The organism is Salinibacillus aidingensis, assembly GCF_055393355.1.
Genome location: NZ_AP043759.1, coordinates 2,866,511 through 2,885,103, shown reverse-complemented (window position 1 = coordinate 2,885,103; position 18,593 = coordinate 2,866,511). Strand labels below are relative to the sequence as shown.

The following is an 18,593-nucleotide window of genomic DNA, read 5'->3' as shown; positions in this document are numbered from 1 at the left end:
CTTTAATATATTTAAAACGTTTAGCAACTCTTTAAATCTTATTTACGCGATCAAAATATAGATTTCACTTATTTGCTGAAACATTATTCCGCTAACATAGCTGACTAATATAAAAATGGATTCCGGTTTCTCTAAGGATATTGGTTTGCTGCTTAGACATTTCCTCTTACTGGCGGAAAATTAATAGGTTTAGTTGAAAGCGCTTTTACTATAAACTTCGAATTGTAGATAGATAAACCATACTTCAGGGAGGAATTATATATGAAGCAAATTCTATTAGCATGTTCATCAGGAATGTCAACAAGTCTATTGGTAAAGAAAATGCAGGAAGTGGCCAAAGAAAAAGGAATTGAGGCAGAAATTTGGGCTGTTTCACAGGATAAAGCAGAAACGGATATGGAGAAAGCGGATGTACTGCTTTTAGGTCCTCAGATGAGATTTTTGAAAAGGAAATTCTCTAAAAAAGCTGATGAATTAGGCTTACCGATTGATTCGATTGATCCAGTTGCCTATGGACGTGTGGATGGTGAAGCGGTTCTGGAAAAAGCTCTGGAGTTAATGGCTGATTAACTTCTCAAAAAGGGGGAAACAACAGTGGAAAATAATAAGTTTATGCAGCTCTTAGAAAATATTTTATTACCTATCGCTGATAAGTTAAATAATAACCGCTATTTAACTGCCTTGCGTGATGGCTTTATGATTGCGCTGCCATTGATTATATTTGGTTCTATTTTTGTTGTCCTGGCAAATTTTCCATTTTTGGATCAAATATTGAGTGAAGAAGCGTTTGCAGCATATCAAAGTGCTCTTGGTCCTGCATCTAATGCAACCTTAAGTATTATGGGAGCTTTCGTCATTATCGGTATAGGATATAAATTAACAGAGCAATATGAGATTGAAGGACCTATATACGGTGGGGTTGTGGCTTTAGCAGCATTTCTAATCTTAACACCACAAGTTTTGGAGGATATTACAGGAGTTATTCCAACATCTGTTTTAGGAGCTGAAGGTTTATTCCTGGGACTTTTCACTGCTTTCATAGCAGCCGAATTATATCGGTATTTTGTTCAAAAAAATTGGACGATTAAAATGCCAGCGGGAGTTCCGGATGCTGTTTCAAAGTCATTTAGCTCTTTAATTCCAATAGCCTTAACTTTAACAGTGTTTTTACTTATTCGTATTATCTTTAGTTTTACACCTTTCGAAACCGTCCAGAACTTTATTTATACAGTTATCCAACAACCATTGACTGTTTTAGGCAGCGGATTACCTGCAACCATTGTGGCTGTACTATTAATCCAAATATTCTGGTTCTTTGGTTTGCATGGCCAGATTATCGTTAATTCAGTATTCGATCCAATTTGGTATGCGTTAAATGATCAAAATTTACAGGCGTTCCAGGCAGGAGAAGAACTTCCTAATGTAATTACAAAGCAATTCATTGATACGTTCCTTGTAGGTATGGGCGGAACAGGAATGACTTTAGCAGTAATTCTTTTAATCTATTTAATTGGACGCAGCAGACAGCTGAAACAAATTGGTAAGCTGGGAACCCCTCCTGGAATATTTAATGTAAACGAGCCTATAATATTTGGTTTGCCAATCGTGATGAACCCATTGGTGATTATTCCATGGTTGTTAGCACCAGTCGTTGTAACCATTATTACGTACTTTGCAATGTCAACTGGAATGGTACCAAAGCCGGCAGGGATAATTGTTCCATGGACAACACCACCAATACTAAGTGGATATTTGGCAACCGGTAATGCATGGCAAGGTGCTGTTCTACAAGCCTTTAATCTAATTGTTGTTATGGGAATCTGGTGGCCATTCCTCAAAATTATGGATAAAAATTATTATGAAAATGAGAAAAAAGCATCCAAGGGTAATGACTAGTATTTAGAAGAAAAGCCCTTGACTATATAAGTAAATACAAGGGCTTTTTGGGTTACTTCGGAGGTGAATGAGTATGGATAAAATGACAGAAATCGCATTTCAAATTATATTATACGCTGGTAACGGACGTTCAGACGCAATGGAAGCCATTCAGTTAGCGAAAGAAGGGGATTTTCAGGAAGCGGATCGTTTGATTAAGAAGGCTGGAGAGGAATTAAGTAAAGCACATAGTTATCAGACGCAGTTGTTACAAGATGAAGTGAATGGTGAAGGAGAGTCAGTAAATGTAATTTTAGTACACTCTCAGGACCATTTAATGACATCAATGGCAGTAAAGGATTTAGCAACAGAATTTATTGATCTCTATCGTAATAAATAAAAGGGAGGAATTTCAACATGTCTTTACAGTATAAGTTTCCAGAAGGGTTTTGGTGGGGGAGTGCTACGTCTGCTACCCAAATAGAAGGTGCTGCTGATGAAGGTGGTAAAGGTCAAAACATTTGGGATTATTGGTATCAAACAGAACCGAACCGATTCTTTGATAATGTTGGTCCAGAGTCTACTTCAGATTTCTATCATTTATATAAAGAAGATATTCGTTTGATGAAGGAAATCGGACATAATACATTTCGTTTATCGATCTCCTGGTCAAGACTAATACCTGGTGGACGTGGTGAGGTTAATCCGGAAGCTGTAACGTTTTATAATAATGTGATTGATGAATTACTTGCAAATGATATTGAACCATTTGTGAACCTATTCCATTTTGACATGCCTCTGGAACTTCAAAATGAGGGCGGATGGGAAAAACGTGATGTGGTTGAGGCCTACCTGCAATATGCTAAAGAATGCTTTCGTTTATTTGGGGATCGAGTGAAAAAGTGGTTTACATTCAATGAACCAATTGTACCAGTAGAAGGTGGTTATCTTTACGATTTTCATTACCCGAATGTAGTCGATGCAAAACGAGCGTTTCAGGTAGCTTATCATACGATCGTTGCACATGCCAAAGCAGTAGAATACTTCCATACTCTTGATATCAAGGATGGACAAATTGGAATCATCCTGAATTTAACACCTTCATATCCAAGAAGTAAAAACCCAGCTGATCTAAGAGCATCCCGTATTGCCGACTTATTCTTCAATCGAAGTTTCTTAGATCCTGCAGTGCTAGGAGAATACCCGGAAGAATTAGTTGAGATATTAAGAGAACATGGTCAATTGCCTGTAACACGAAAAGGTGATCTTGAGCTTATTAAAAACAACACTGCTGACATTTTAGGGGTCAATTATTATCAACCACGCAGGGTAAAAGCTAAAGGACATTTACCTAATCCATATAGTCCATTTATGCCGGATTGGTTCTTTGATAATTATGAAATGCCGGGTCGAAAAATGAACAAGTATCGTGGCTGGGAGATTTACGAAAAAGGTATATACGATATTATGATTAATTTAAAGGAAAATTACGGAAACATTGAATCCTTCATCTCAGAAAATGGCATGGGAGTTCAGGACGAGGACCGATTTGTCGAAAATGGAGAAATACAGGATGATTATCGGATAGAATTTATTCAGGAACACCTGAAATGGCTGCACAAAGCTATTGAAGAGGGATGCAATGCAAAAGGCTATCATTTATGGTCATTTATGGATAATTGGTCATGGATGAATGCCTATAAAAATAGGTATGGATTTGTTTCTGTTGATGTTGAAACGAAAAAACGAACTCTAAAGAAAAGTGCTTACTGGATTAGAGATGTATCGAATAATAACGGTTTTTAAGGTTAGAGAAGATACACATCAAGTTAGTAGATAATGATTTAATTTATGTATCGTGTCGTTATCATTGGTAAGGGTACCTGATTCTACTTGGATCAGGCCCCTTTGGATTACGCAGAGAAAGCTGATTCATAGAAAATAAGGAGAAGATCCTTTATGTTAAACTTCCGTATGAAAGTTATTTTGCGAGAATTAATGGCTTCTCATTCACCATTAACTGGAAAATATTTAGCGAACATCAATCAAGTTTCATCAAGGACAACAAGAGAAGATATAAAGAAATTAAATGAAATTCTTTCTGAACATGGTAGTTCGATAAATTCAGTTATGGGAAAAGGGTATGAACTAACCATTCATCATGAAAATAAATTTCTGCAGTATTTAGACTCTGAGTTAAGTGACAATGCTTATGAAAACAACAATATACCACGGTCCCGGGAAGACAGAATTGTATATTTAATTAAAAGGTTGTTATTAAGTGAGGGCTACGTAAAGTTAGAAGACTTAGCTGATGAAATTTATGTTAGCAAGTCGACCATTCAAAATGACTTAAAAGATGTAAAAAAAATACTCAGCGAATATGAGATCTCACTGGAAGCAAGACCTAATTATGGTTTAAAGATTCAAGGGAGCGAACTTAAATTACGTTTTTGTATGTCAGAGTATGTCTTTGATCATTCTGATGAAAGAAAGGACTATATCCAGGAATTTTACAATTCAGCTTTTTCCAAAAAAGAATTGGACGCGATATTATCAATTATTTTGAATCAGCTAAATACACATAAAATAACTTTGTCTGACATCGCCATTAACAATCTGCTTATTCATATAGCCATTGCATACAAAAGAATTCAAAGTGGATATAAAGTTAATTTTTACCAAACTGATGTCAATCAGCTTGTTGATAAATATGAATACAGAGTCGCAAAGCAGATAGTAAATGAAGTTGAAAAATCGTTTCAGGTAGAGTTTCCCCAGTCTGAGATTGCTTATATAACAATGCACTTGCTTGGTACGAAAATGCTGTCAAAGAAAAATATAAACAATCGTGTAGTCGAGCAGGTTATGGACGATGAAACTTATCAATTAGTTCAAATCTCTCTTAATAAAATAGAAAGGGAAATGAATTTAGGAATAAGTGATGATCAAGAATTAATCATAGGCTTAGGCCTACATTTGAAGCCTGCAATAAATCGTTATAAATATGATATGAATATACGAAACCCTATGTTAGATGACATTAAAAGGAATTATCCTTTAGCTTTTGAAGCGGGACTTGTCGCTGCACTCGCAATAAAAGATCAAATAGGTACGGAGATGAATGAGAATGAGATTGGCTATATTGCGCTTCATATAGGTGCAGCAATTGAACGAAAAAAATTACAATCAGGTCCTAAGCGATGTTTAGTGGTTTGTGCTTCAGGTTTTGGAACAGCCCAACTCATTTATTACAAGTTAAAAGCCAGATTTTACAATGAAATCGAAGTGGTTGGAACGACAGAATATTATAAACTTGACGAGTATAATTTAGACAACATTGATTTTATTGTAAGTTCTATTCCAATACCACAAGAATTACCTGTACCCGTCATCGAAGTTAATGCAATTCTGGGAGATGATGATTTAAACAGAATAAAAAACTTTGTATCTGAAGGTGAACAAGGTTTGCACTCTCTGTTTCAGAAGGAGCTTATATTCTTAAATAAACAGTTCCAATCTAAAGAAGAGGCTTTATCATTCATGACAAATCAGTTAACAGTAAAAGGCCTCGTAGATTCATCATTTTTAGAATCCATATATGAAAGGGAACGAGTCGCACCAACATCGTTTGGAAATTTAGTAGCCATACCTCATCCAATAAACCCGAAGTCCAATCAGACTTTCCTATCTGTATGCACACTAGACAGGCCTGTCATATGGCATGATAAGCCGGTCCAATTTATCTGTATCCTTAGTGTGAAGAAAAACAGCGCAGAGAACTTACAATACTTGTACGATTTACTGGGTAATATAATCGACAGCCCTTCAATTGTGCAACAGTTAGTCAAGGTGAATAGTTTTGAGGAATTTATCGGTATTATTTCAGAAAATTTTATGATGAGCTGAGGTTTGATGGCGATGGGAATAGTAATGATCATGCCGATTGGGCTGAGGCTCGGTTTAAATAGGAGTCGGTATGAATTAGAAGAAATGATTGGATATGACTGAGGAAGATGGATATTGGAATGAGGTCTTGCAGAGGGGTTCTGCAAGGCCTTTTTTAATAGATTAAGAAAGCTCATATTATAAAAAGGGAGTAGGCGGGATAAATTCAGATCATAGCAGAAAATAACCCACCTTTATGTACTGCTATCCTTATAGTACGGAACCAGTAAATCAATGAGATACAGAAATAGCGCAACACTTATAGCTATAGATAATAAATACTCAAAACTTTTGTTGGTGTGAGAAAGTTGTAGCTTCACAAGGATTTTGAGACAGATATTGAGCGAGCCGAAGAAGCCATGATTGTAACACCATATTTGTCGGTGAATGTAATCACACATTGGAGAAAGCTCTTTGATGATTATAATAAGAAAAAAACAACTATTGCTTATGATATCGGGAATAAAAAGGGAGGTCGAAGAAGTGGAGTGGAAGGGCAAGTTAAAGGATGAGGATATGTTAATAATGTGTTCACCTTACTATGAGCATTATTACTAATATGTGCTTGAAGGCATTTACAGTTAAGGGATGGAATTATTTAAGGATTAGTTAAATGCTGTATTACTAGGGTTTATATGGTTTAAATAATTACTTTGTTCCTAAACCAAAAGGCATAAATAGAACTTTCTTAATATTTACATTTTTCTAACATATGTTAATTTGATTAAAGAAATACCATATAGCTAGTTAGTTAGATAGCCTTACTAACTAGGTATGTAGAAAGGAGGACAAGATTAACTTCTTTATAAGGCTTTTTCTTAGAAATTTGACAAGGAGGGGCATCAAGATTTACGAAAGGAGCTTCAAAAAAAATAAAATGGAAGGTGTTAATGTTTATGAGGAAAGTTTTCTATCTGTTTTTAGCAATCCTGTTAATAGCAGCTTTCTACCCTATGGTAGGATTTGCCCAACAGACGAAAGGCCAAGATGTCGAGCTTTGGAATGTAATAAAACCACTTGATACTACTGTAACTTTTTTAAATACTGGAGCACACCCTGATGACGAGCGAAGTGACCTGCTAGCCTATCTATCCAGAGGGCTAGGAGTAAAAACAGCTAGTATGATTGCAAATCGTGGAGAAGGTGGACAAAATGAAATCGGAAGTGAGTTAGGAAATGCCTTAGGTATCATCCGCTCAAATGAAATGATTGAAGCTTCAAAAATTACCGGTGTGAAAGCCTATCACTTAAGCGAAACAACAAACGATACAATTTATGACTTTGGTTTTTCTAAATCCCCTGAAGAAACACTAGAAAAATGGGACGAAGAAGTTACTTATAAGCGATTAATCAAATTTATTAGAACCTATCAACCAGATATTGTGATGCCCTCTTTCCGAAATGTGGACAGTCAGCACGGACATCACCGTGCCATGACAATCCTAAGTAAGCGTGCGTTTAAAGATGCTGGTGACCCTACCGTATTCCCGGAACAATTGGAAAATGGCCTAAATGTGTGGCAACCCAAGAAATTATACGTACCAGCTGAATCAGAAGAAACTGCAACTACATCCATCGAGATTGGTGATTATGATCCTATATATGGCATGTCGTATCCGCAGCTTGGCGAAAAATCCAGGTATATGCACAAAAGTCAAGGGATGGGAAATGATATCCCTGTCGAGCCAAGACAATTCCACCTAAAACTAATCAACTCTACTACCCCAGAGAATCAAACAGACTTATTTGCCGGAATTCCGTATGACTTTGATGAATGGGCGAAAGTCATTACTGATGAGAGACTTCAAACAAAATTAGGACAACTTCAACAAGATTTAGACTCCATTATTGATCTTTACCCTAACCGAGAAGCTATCTTCCCAAAATCACAGCAAGCTTTAAAACAAGTTGAAAATATCTATAACTTAACAAAGAAGGCAAGTATTGATGAAGCTACGAAGAATGATTTACTTCATAAACTTGAGATTAAAAAAGAACAATTACAACAAGTAAGTTTTGTATCATCAAGCCTTGAGGTGGAAACTTCTATTGATACTTATGTTTTAACTCAAGGAGAAGAAACAGAAGTTACAATACAGTTCACCAATAATGGGGATAGCAAAATACATCATATCAATGCATCATTGATAACACCGGACAACTGGGAAGTTAATGGTAACAATAAGGTTAAACACCTAAAACCAAATGAAACTAAGTCTGTAACATACACTGTTACGGTTCCACAGGATGCAAAATATTTTAAACCCTATGCCGAACCTACCATTCAAGCAAGCATTACGTTTAAAGAAAATGGTGTAAAATCATCACAAGTTATTGATTTGGATAACTCAGTAGCTGTTTTACCTGAATTAAGTATAACACCTGACCCAGTAAACCTTACCGTTAATACCGCTAATGTTCAGGAAGAGATTCCCGTTACGGTGAAGGTTAAAAATTATGCTAATGAAAAAAATCAGGCAACAGTTTCGCTAAATCTTCCAGATGGATGGATCAGTGAACCAGCACAAAGAGATATTACTTTGACAGATCGCTTTGACGAAAAGGAAGTGACTTTTACTTTAAGACCACCTTCTAATGTCGCGGAAGGAAATTTTAACATCGAAGCAATAGCTAAATCGAATGGAAAACAGTTTAACACAACGGTACAAGAAATTTCCTACGATCATATTAATGATTCGTACTATCAGTATCCTTCTACTATTAATGGAGTAGCCTTTGAACTCTTAAAACCAGATAATCTAAAAGTCGGATACATTGAAAGTGGCTTTGATAAAGTTGCCGATTATTTAATCGATGCAGGATTTGATATAACAAAACTAGATGAGGAAGACCTTATCTCCGCTGATCTATCCAAATACGATACAATCGTTACAGGAATAAGAGCAAGTCTTTCCCGAGATGACCTTGTAGAAAATAATGATCGTTTACTAGAATATGTGGAAAATGGCGGACATTTGGTCGTTCAATACCATAAACCATGGGATAATTGGGACAGTAAAACATCCGCTCCATATCCATTAGAAATCGGGCAACCGTCCATTGAATGGCGCGTAACAGATGAGAATGCGGAAGTTACCGTTACCAAACCCGAGCATAAACTATTTAATTATCCGAACAAAATTACAGATAGTGACTGGGATAACTGGGTACAAGAAAGAGGGCTATACTTCCCAATGAATTGGGATGAGCGTTACGAAACATTCGTTACCATGAAAGATCCTGGAGAAGAGCCTTTCAATGGTGGAATTCTACTCACTGAATACGGAGAAGGTACCTATCTGTACACTAACCTCGTATTCTATCGCCAAATTGATAACCAGGTACCAGGCGGTTATCGGATTTTCACGAATATGATTAGTTACGGGGTAGAAGATGAATAAGATTTAGATTTACATCCCCCCAAAGGTTGGACTGAAATCTGACTTTTGGGGTGTTTTTCACGATGTATGTATTCTACACAAAAGCGGAACTAAATTGTTAACCACTTAAAGTTAATACCAAGAAAGGTCAAGCATTTATATCATCTCTTCCTTGTTTGATGTCTGTGGTTTTATTGACTGCGAAATTCTTATTTTATTTTTCCACAGAGGTACTGTGGAAGTCTTATACACTCTGGTAAAAGAGCCAATAACAGTATCATATTAAATTTTCAAAACAATTTGACATGTATGCGCATACATTATATACTTACACTTAGTTAGATAGTTAAACTAACTAACATAGTTTGAAAAAAACAAGAATATAAGTGTAAAAAATTATATCTAAGTTACAAAATTAGCAGATGGAGTGTAAATATGCAGAAGTCCAGTTCTGAGATGGTTAAGTTGATGAATCGGGAAAAAATTGTAAATGAGTTAAAGCAGAATCCCAGGCAGTCAAGAGCTGACCTTTCAAAAAAAACTAATCTTAGTAAACCCGCTGTTTCTGAAATCGTTAAAGAACTAATAGAGGATGATTTGGTCTTTGAGACTGGATTGGGACCATCCACTGGCGGAAAAAAGCCAATATATTTAGAATATAATGCTCGTTCAAACTATGTTTTAGGTACTTTAATTGAAAATGAAACCATTTTCTTAGCACTTGGAGATATGAATGGGGAAATTATCAACTTTCATAAAGAAAAATTTACTCCATTCTCTGATGGTAACGTAATCGTCAATATCATTGCGGAAGGTGTTAGAGAGTTACTAAATAGAGAACAAATAGATGATGAGAAAGTTTTGGGTATGGTTATAGGTGTATCAGGTATAAAAATGAATAATGAGGAAGTTATTAGTTCATCACCATCGATTAACTGGGATAATGTTAATTTAAAACAAGAATTATCCACTCGCTTAAATAGTCAAATCATAATAGAGAACGATGTAAATCTTATGACAATTGGAGAGTTTTATAAAGGAGAGGGAATAGGAATTAATGACTTCATTTATTTGTTTATAGGAAATGGGATAGGTAGCGGGCTGTTTCTTGATGGTAAATTTTATAAAGGATTTCATTCAGCTGCTGGTGAGATAGGTTATATGGTAATAGGCAATCAACAACCATTAAGTGAAGATTTGGGTGTATTCGAAACAAATTATGGCTTATTTGGTGTTAGTAAAAAGTTAAAGCAGTTAAATATTGATATTCAAGATGAGAAATCACTTTTAAATTTTCTGCAAAAGAATTGTGATAATAAAGATATTAAAACTATCTTAGAAGATACGATCAATCAGTGGGCGAAAGCTGCATCCAATATCATCAGTATTATTGATCCTCAAGCTGTTATACTTTCTGGTGAACTTACATATTTGAATAATTTTTATTACAACCGTTTTCAAAGAATGATAGAATCCTATGTACCGAAAATTCCTCAAATAAAAATAACTGAACTTGAATCAAAAGCTGGTATATATGGAGCACTACATCTAGCATTACAACATTTCTATGAACCAAATTTTTAAATCTAAGAATATCCAGGCAGCTATCCATTTGTCTTTAAGTCGATAAGTAAGAACTAATGTAATGAAAGAAAGTTCTTACTCTCGACTATAAGAGTATATAAAATTACAAGGAGGATTTATTATGCATTACTTTAGAAAGAAGATATTTTTACTATTTTTTTTAATGTTGATTACCCTACTTGCTGCTTGTAGTCAAGAGTCTTCTGACAGTAGTAATGGTCAGGAAAATGATAGTCAGGAAGGTGGTAGTGGAGAATTAATCATTTATACTGCTAGAGATCAATCTATTGTAGACGAGGTAGTTCCAAAATTTGAAGAAAAATATCCAGATATCGATGTTGAAGTGTTAACAATGGGTGCACAACAAGTACTTGAAAGAGTTCGAGGGGAAAAGGCAAACCCTCAAGGCGATTTCTGGTGGGGAGGAACACAATCAGCCTTTGATACAGCAGCAAATGAAGATTTATTACATTCCTTCGAGCCCGAGTTTGCTCAATCCATACCTGACCAATATAAGGATCCTGAAGGCCGATGGTATGGAGAGATTATTTACCCAGAAGTAATTATGTATAATTCAGATGCACTTTCAAAGGAAGAAGCACCTCAGGATTGGGATGATTTATTAGATTCTAAATGGAAAGATGAAATTATCATTAGAGGTGTACTACCTTCTGGGACTATGAGAACGATCTTCTCATCAATGATTTATCGTCAAGGACCGGATAATCCTGAAAAAGGCTATGACTGGTTAAGGAAACTGGATGCTAATACGAAGGAGTATGCACAAGATCCTACCAATCTATATTTGAAATTGGCTCGTCAGGAAGGCACTGTATCGGTGTGGAACCTTCAGGATATCTTATTACAGAAGGAAGAAAATAATCAGCCTTTTGGCTTTGTAATTCCTGAAAGTGGTGCACCAATGCTAGTAGATGGTGTAGGTATTATTAAAGATGCACAAAATATTGAAAATGCAAAACTATTTGCTGAGTTTTTATTCTCTCCCGATATAAGGGCTCAGTTGGCAGAAAACAAGTACCAAATTCCGACTCGCTCTGATTTGGGCGATAACCAGCCTGATTGGTTAAAAGAAATTGATCTTAAGCCAATGGAACTAGATTGGGACGTTATGGGTGAAAATGAAATGGAATGGATGGAATATTGGGATCAAAACATAAAGAATCAAAACTAGTATCTATTAAATATTTGGCAGGGTGAGATTAAACTCATCCTGCTCTAATCATTTTCATGATTATCAGTATATTTGTTTAATCCAAAGTAATTATTCTTTATTAAGATCAGGAGTGAGTATATGAAAGCAACAGAAATACACGGAAGAGAACTAGAAAAACTTTCGGATGCTAACTTTGCTGTATTGCCCTTAGGAAGCTTTGAGTATCATGGTCCACATTCGCCCTTAGGTACTGATATTTTTTTGGCTGAGGGTTTTGGAAATTTAGTGGATTCTGATTTAAATGGTGTCATTTTTCCTACAATTCCGTATACCGCATGTCCTGGAAAGACGAGTAAATATAAAGGTACAGTTCCGGTCCGACCAAGTATAATACAGGAATATATTACTGACGTAGTTGAAGGAATCCTAAATCAAGGAATAAACCGTATTATCCTTTTAAATGCGCATGATGGTAATATGGGAGTTTCGCGTGTTGTTGCAGAGTATGTAACTCAGAAGTTTGAAAATGCAAGTTTTCTTTTAATTAACTGGTGGCAAATGGTTGAAATTGATAAGGCAGATGAACTGGGATTAGTGAATACAAAGGGGAGAGGTCATGGGGGTCCCTATGAAATGTCTGCTACAAAAGCATTCAAGCCAAATTTAATTCATGTTGAAAAGGATGATTCGGAATTCCCTGATGTGGAAAAGTATTCTTCATTACCATATATTCTTGTGGAAGGAACTCCAAAGTCTTGGGATGGTTATACTGGATTAATTCAACAAACATCACTTGAAATGGGCAATAAAATTGTAGGAGAGGCAGTTGAAAATATGAACAGACTAATAAAAAATTGGATTAATGATTAAGGCTAAGACAAAATGGTTTGCTCAAGAATATATTAGCGAAGCAAATTGATTACAATCCTAATTATGATAATAGATTCCATAAGTAAGATGATTTCTTGATCATCTTTTTTATAGCAGAGAAAGGTGATGTATATGAAGAGTGTGACATTAGATGGTATAACAAAAATGTTCGGTAATGCGAAAGGCGTAGAAGATATTAATGTACATATTAATTCTGGGGAATTTTTTACTTTCCTGGGCCCAAGTGGCTGTGGGAAAACAACAACGTTAAGAATGATTGCTGGATTTTATTTTCCAACTGAAGGTGAAATTTATTTTGATCAGGAAGATGTGACAGCTTTAAAAGCAAATAAACGAAATATTGGAATGGTATTTCAAAATTATGCACTATTTCCCCATATGACCGTTTTTGAGAATATTGCTTTTGGCTTACAAGTAAGAAAGTTATCAAAGGAAGTTATAAAGGAAAAAGTCCAGAAAGCACAAAGTTTTGTTCATCTGGAAGGTTATGAATCAAGGAAAATAACCGAATTGTCTGGTGGTCAACAACAGCGTGTAGCCTTAGCTAGAGCACTTGTTATCGAACCCGATATTTTATTGTTGGATGAACCCTTGTCTAATCTAGATGCTAAATTACGTGAAGAAACACGTGTGGAAATTAAGCGTCTTCAAGTTGAATTAGGCATTACAACTATTTATGTTACTCATGATCAACATGAAGCTATGGCTATGTCTGATCGGATAATGGTAATGAGTCAGGGTGAAATACAGCAAATTGGTACTCCACAAGAAATTTATAATAAGCCATTAAATCATTTCGTTGCTTCTTTTATTGGAGAGTCAAATATATTAGAAGGAGAAATAAAAGAAATAACCGATGAACATATTGTTGTTGATACTGGAGATAATACCCAATTTAAAGGATTAAAAGAAAATTGTTCACCCAATCTTGAACTTGAAGAGGGGAAGAATGTATTACTCTCCATTCGTCCAGAAATTATTGAAGAGGGTGAGGGTCCTAATTCTATACAAGGCCAGGTTCAGCTAAGTGAATTTTCTGGAGTAAGTATTAATTATATTGTTAAGGTCGGAAACAAAGAGATAAACGTAATGATTGTAAATTCGGGTTCAGATGTCTTAAAACGGGGAGATTCAATAAAACTAAATATTCCTGAAAGTGGTATATACTTTATGGATGATAGGGGGTAATAATATGACTAAAAGTGAGGCAATATCCCCAAATCAAAGTCTTTGGGCAAGAATAAGTCAATCAAAATACTTTGTTTATGTGTTAATATCTCCCCTAATATTTATATTAATAGGATACGTTATCTTTCCTATGTATAAAACATTCACTAATAGTGTTATGAGTCAAGAAGGTGATTTAACACTTGGTAATTATATAAGCTTTTTTACAACAGAAGCAACAATTGAGTCATTAACCAACAGTGTGTTCATCTCAGTAGTAAGTGTTGTGACTTGTACAATTGTCGGGGTTACCATGGCTTTTCTATTAAACCGTTATGAATTTCCGGGTAGAAGAATCTTGTCAGTCCTGGTGTTAGTTCCAATGGCATTACCACCATTAATTGGGGCTATCTCATTTTCGTTCTTATACGGTGAAAGTGGTATTTTTCCCCGTCTATTTCAATCTATTTTTAGTTTAGAAGAGGTTCCTTTCTCTCTCGATGGAATCTTGGGAGTCATTGTAGTTCATACCTTTACAATGTATTCCTACTCTTACTTAAGTGCATCAGCCGCTATACGTGGACTTGATATGTCATTGGAAGAAGCGGCAACAAATTTAGGTGCGAGCAGATTCAGAATATGGAGAAAAATCATTTTACCTATGTTAACACCAGCCATTGTAGCCTCATCTCTTCTTGTTTTTATGATTTCGATGGCTTCATACACAGCTCCACTTATGTTTGGTGTTGAAAGAACGATGACAATGCAAATTACTTTGTCAAGAACCAATGGGAATCTTGATATGGCTGCAACACAGTCCTTTGTTCTATCAATTGTTTCAATAGCCTTTTTACTTTTAATGACCTGGTATCAAAACAGAAGAAACTATCAAAATCAAAGTAAAGGTATTGGTGTTCACCGAACAGAGGTAAGGTCCTCCTTAATTAAGTATATATCCCTTATTCTTTCCATAATCGGTGTAGTTATTCTATTATTACCTATTTTGGTTATTGGTCTGATTTCCTTTGCTGTAGATGGGGAATGGACAACACAAATTATACCAACATCATATACCTTACAGCATTATATAGATTTATTCACAGATCAGGATACTTGGGAGCCTATCTGGAATAGTATCAAAATGAGTACTGTTGCAGTGATAGGGAACATTATTTTTGGAGTTGCTGCTGCCTATGCAATGGTAAGGTACAACTTTAAGGGAAAAGCCCTTATGGATATTTTAATTATGGTTCCATGGGCATTGCCTGGTACTGTTGTAGCAGTTAATTTAATTGCTGCATTTAGTGAAGAAAGTATTTTTTCATTTAATCAAATATTAGTCGGGACGTTTTGGATTTTACCTTTAGCATATTTTGTAAGACAGCTACCATTAGTTTTTCGAAATTCACAAGCAAGCTTAATACAAATGGATCAATCTGTCGAGGAAGCGGCTCACAGTTTGGGTGCTAATTGGTGGTATTCCTTTAGAAGAGTTGTTCTACCAATTATTATGCCAGGTATATTAGCTGGTACACTTTTAGCCTTTGTACAGGGATTAACTGAATTTGTAGCTTCGATATTAATTTATACACCTTCTGCAATGCCATTATCCGTTGGAATATGGAACAAAATGTATTCTTTTGAATTTGGAACCGCATGTGCTTACGGTGTTCTTCAATCAATCTTGATTATTATTGTGTTATTAGTAAATGAAAAATTAAAGGGAGATTCTTCTTCAACAGCAGCATTTTAACTTTTCATAGGAAGAAGTAAATAATTAGGTAAAGGTTAGTTTTATTAATGCTTCTTACTATATTAAAAATGAGAGGATGTTAGTTATGGAACTGTCTCATCGAAAAAAAATTATGGATTACGAAGGGATGGAGTTTCCGTCAAAAACATACAAAGATATTGTATTGGAGCCCGCTTATGATCAGGCAAAAGTAAACTTTGTTAGACCAATGCTTCAAATTCACTTCGCACATTTAATCATGCTGGTCGAAGAAGGGATAGTAAATCAAGATGACGCTACGAAAATAGTAGAAGCGATTAAAAAGATTAATATTGAGGAATTTAAAAAGTCAGAATACAATTCATCGTATGAAGACTTATTCTTTGAAATTGAGCATATTTTAATGGAAGAGGCTGGAGATATTGCTGGAAATCTACATATTGCTCGAAGTCGAAATGATATGGGTATTGCAATATATCGAATGAATTTAAGAGAGAGGACTTTAAATTTAATTAACGGAGCTCTGCACTTGCATAAAAGTTTAATTGACCTTACAGAAGAACACATTGATACAGTTATGATAGGCTATACACATACTCAACAAGCCCAGCCAACTACATTAGGACATTATTTTAATGCTATGACAGATTTGTTGTCCAGAGATATGAAAAGACTAATATCAAGCTTTGAAACGGTTAATCGAAGTAGTCTTGGTGCAGCTGCATTAACTACTTCAGGATTCTCTATTAACAGACAACGTGTGCAACAAATTTTGGCTTTTGATGAAATGATTGATAATGCCTGGGATGCAGTAGCAGGAGCAGATTATATTGGTGAGACTGCGACTGCTGTTCAATTAGCTGGTATTAATTTGGGTCGTTCCACTCAAGATTTTCTCTTATGGGGCACTCAGGAGTTCGGAGCATTTAAATTGTTTGCTCCATATGTTCAAATTAGTTCGATTATGCCACAAAAGCAAAATCCAGTATCTATTGAGCATATGCGCGGGTTGCTATCCAGTGTTGTAGGAGACAGCCAGACCGTGTTAACGATGATGCATAACACGCCTTTTGGTGACATTGTGGATACAGAAGATGACATGCAGCCGTATATGTGGAATGCCATGGAAAAACTTCAAAAGATTTATTATTTAATGTCGAGTGTTTTAATGACTATGGATGTAAACCGCAGTAAATTATTAGAACGTGCTCAAGGAAGCTTTGCTAATGTGACTGAACTTGCTGATACCTTAGTGAGAACTAATCATTTATCATTTAGAAAAGCACATGAAATTGTAAGTTCCGCTGTTAAAGGTTTAACGGATAAGGGACAGGAATCGCTTGATGCCTTTACGTTAAAACATTTAAATGAGCATGCAGAAAAAGTAATTGGTTCTAAGCTGAATTTAACAGAAGAGGAATTTAAGAACACGTTAGATCCAAAGCATTTTGTTGATATTCGTGAACTTGAAGGTGGTCCAAGTCCAAAAAGAATGAAAAAGACTATAGAGAAACGGTATGAAGAGCATAATGTATTTGCCAAATGGTTGGACGAGAAGAGAAAATCTCTGGATTCAGTAGACAAAAACATTGAGGATATTTTGCAAAGTTGGGTGACTAATGACTAAGCCAAGTGTTACTTATAGTACCAATAGTCATAGTAAATACAAACGAAATGATATTTTTATTAAAAATGAAGCTAATAACACAATTCAGGAGGAACATGCGGATCGGGCAGATATAGTACTCCCTCTAATAGCGATAGATGGGGGAGGAACTAATACAATTTCTACGATAGCTAATAGAAGAGGAAATGTGTTAAGTAAAGCTGAAGCTAGTACAACTAACCATCAACTTATTGGCAAAGAACGAACAGTAAAAACATTAAGTGAGTTAATACTAAAGAATATACAACAATTAAGAAATATATCACCGGAATATTATAGTCAAGGTAAAACAGTTACCTTTAAAATAGGAGTCTTCGCCTTGGCAGGAATTGATACACAGAGAGATCAATTAATAGTAAGAAGAATTGTTCAACAAGTAATTACTAATAGTAATATTCGCATAGAAAAAATTATTGTTGAAAATGACGCATTATCGACTTTGATAGGTGCCACAAACCATACACCTGGTGTCCTGCTTGCTTCAGGTACTGGCTCCATTGCTTTTGGTCATGACGGTAAGGGCAATTATGTTCGATCTGGTGGGTGGGGGCATATTTTAGGTGATGAGGGTGGTGGTTATTGGATTGGCAAAGCAGCCATTCAATCTATATTAAAAATGTACGATGGTAGAGGACCAAAAACGATGCTATCAGATTTAGTGCTAAATCATTTTGGATTTAAAGACCATGAAGAATTGTATGATTGGGTATATGGTTCCGATTTTACAGTAAATTCTGTGGGAGAATTAGCAAAAATAGTAGAAGAGGCATTTTGTTTAGGAGATAAAGTTAGTGAAAAGATCTTAGAAAGTGCAACACATGAGTTATCTCAATTAGCATTTGGGGTAATAAGAAAGTTAAATATTTCAAATCAGCCTTTACAGATATTGTTTTTAGGTGGAGTTCTACAAAATAATGAATATATTAAAAAAAGGGTAGAGAGAAATATATTAAATAAAGTTGAGGAGATTGAAATTCTGCCTAATAATCAAAAGCCAATTCACTTAATCCTTCAAAGGGGATTGAATGAACTTAGGTAAGTTTATAGGGGTGATAGATCTTAATAGAAACTCTAAATAGCAAAATAATGCAATAAATAGACGACCTGTAAGGTTAATGCTATCTTAAGTAGGTTGTCTATTTTTTTATTTAATAGATTTGTTAGATGTATTCAAGG

14 protein-coding genes are annotated in these 18,593 nt (G+C 35.3%); all 14 read left to right on the top strand.

The window, feature by feature from the left end; all coding sequences use genetic code 11:
• The first annotated feature begins 261 nt into the window (after positions 1 to 261).
• The 14 genes from ACZ5OK_RS15050 to ACZ5OK_RS14985 all read left to right on the top strand — a co-directional run bounded on the left by ACZ5OK_RS15050 (position 262) and on the right by ACZ5OK_RS14985 (position 18,456).
• Positions 262 to 570, top strand: a complete 309-nt coding sequence (locus tag ACZ5OK_RS15050) for a PTS sugar transporter subunit IIB (protein WP_343838182.1) — start codon at positions 262 to 264, stop codon at positions 568 to 570.
• Between the two features lie 24 nt (positions 571 to 594).
• Positions 595 to 1,896 carry a PTS cellobiose transporter subunit IIC gene (gene celB, locus ACZ5OK_RS15045; RefSeq protein ID WP_343838179.1) on the top strand — a complete coding sequence of 434 codons (1,302 nt, stop codon included), beginning with the start codon at positions 595 to 597 and terminating at the stop codon, positions 1,894 to 1,896.
• Positions 1,897 to 1,969: 73 nt separating this feature from the next.
• Positions 1,970 to 2,275 (top strand): PTS lactose/cellobiose transporter subunit IIA, encoded by a 306-nt coding sequence (locus ACZ5OK_RS15040; RefSeq protein ID WP_343838177.1) that lies wholly within the window; start codon positions 1,970 to 1,972, stop codon positions 2,273 to 2,275.
• A gap of 17 nt (positions 2,276 to 2,292) precedes the next feature.
• Entirely contained in the window at positions 2,293 to 3,681 is a 1,389-nt protein-coding gene (locus ACZ5OK_RS15035; RefSeq protein WP_343838175.1) for a glycoside hydrolase family 1 protein, read from the top strand.
• A gap of 168 nt (positions 3,682 to 3,849) precedes the next feature.
• A complete protein-coding gene (locus tag ACZ5OK_RS15030; RefSeq protein ID WP_343838173.1) occupies positions 3,850 to 5,784 on the top strand; it encodes a BglG family transcription antiterminator in 1,935 nt (644 codons plus the stop codon).
• Between the two features lie 398 nt (positions 5,785 to 6,182).
• On the top strand, positions 6,183 to 6,335 hold the full coding sequence (locus tag ACZ5OK_RS15025; RefSeq protein ID WP_464758219.1) for a hypothetical protein: 153 nt from the start codon (positions 6,183 to 6,185) through the stop codon (positions 6,333 to 6,335).
• Between the two features lie 384 nt (positions 6,336 to 6,719).
• Entirely contained in the window at positions 6,720 to 9,224 is a 2,505-nt protein-coding gene (locus ACZ5OK_RS15020) for an NEW3 domain-containing protein (protein WP_343838171.1), read from the top strand.
• Positions 9,225 to 9,671: 447 nt separating this feature from the next.
• The gene (locus ACZ5OK_RS15015) at positions 9,672 to 10,787 is read left to right on the top strand and encodes an ROK family transcriptional regulator (RefSeq protein ID WP_464758218.1); all 1,116 of its coding nucleotides are present in this window, start codon (positions 9,672 to 9,674) and stop codon (positions 10,785 to 10,787) included.
• A gap of 121 nt (positions 10,788 to 10,908) precedes the next feature.
• Positions 10,909 to 11,979, top strand: a complete 1,071-nt coding sequence (locus ACZ5OK_RS15010) for an extracellular solute-binding protein (protein WP_343838167.1) — start codon at positions 10,909 to 10,911, stop codon at positions 11,977 to 11,979.
• 120 nt (positions 11,980 to 12,099) lie between these two features.
• Complete coding sequence (locus tag ACZ5OK_RS15005; RefSeq protein ID WP_343838165.1) at positions 12,100 to 12,831, top strand: creatininase family protein; 732 nt, start codon at positions 12,100 to 12,102, stop codon at positions 12,829 to 12,831.
• A gap of 132 nt (positions 12,832 to 12,963) precedes the next feature.
• On the top strand, positions 12,964 to 14,040 hold the full coding sequence (locus ACZ5OK_RS15000; RefSeq protein WP_343838162.1) for an ABC transporter ATP-binding protein: 1,077 nt from the start codon (positions 12,964 to 12,966) through the stop codon (positions 14,038 to 14,040).
• Positions 14,041 to 14,044: 4 nt separating this feature from the next.
• A complete protein-coding gene (locus ACZ5OK_RS14995; RefSeq protein ID WP_343838159.1) occupies positions 14,045 to 15,772 on the top strand; it encodes an ABC transporter permease in 1,728 nt (575 codons plus the stop codon).
• Between the two features lie 85 nt (positions 15,773 to 15,857).
• Positions 15,858 to 17,378, top strand: coding sequence for an argininosuccinate lyase (gene argH / locus ACZ5OK_RS14990; protein WP_343838156.1), 1,521 nt, complete (start codon positions 15,858 to 15,860; stop codon positions 17,376 to 17,378).
• The gene (locus tag ACZ5OK_RS14985; protein ID WP_343838154.1) at positions 17,371 to 18,456 is read left to right on the top strand and encodes a BadF/BadG/BcrA/BcrD ATPase family protein; all 1,086 of its coding nucleotides are present in this window, start codon (positions 17,371 to 17,373) and stop codon (positions 18,454 to 18,456) included. The genes argH and ACZ5OK_RS14985 overlap by 8 nt, the downstream gene beginning before the upstream one ends.
• Positions 18,457 to 18,593: the final 137 nt, after the last annotated feature.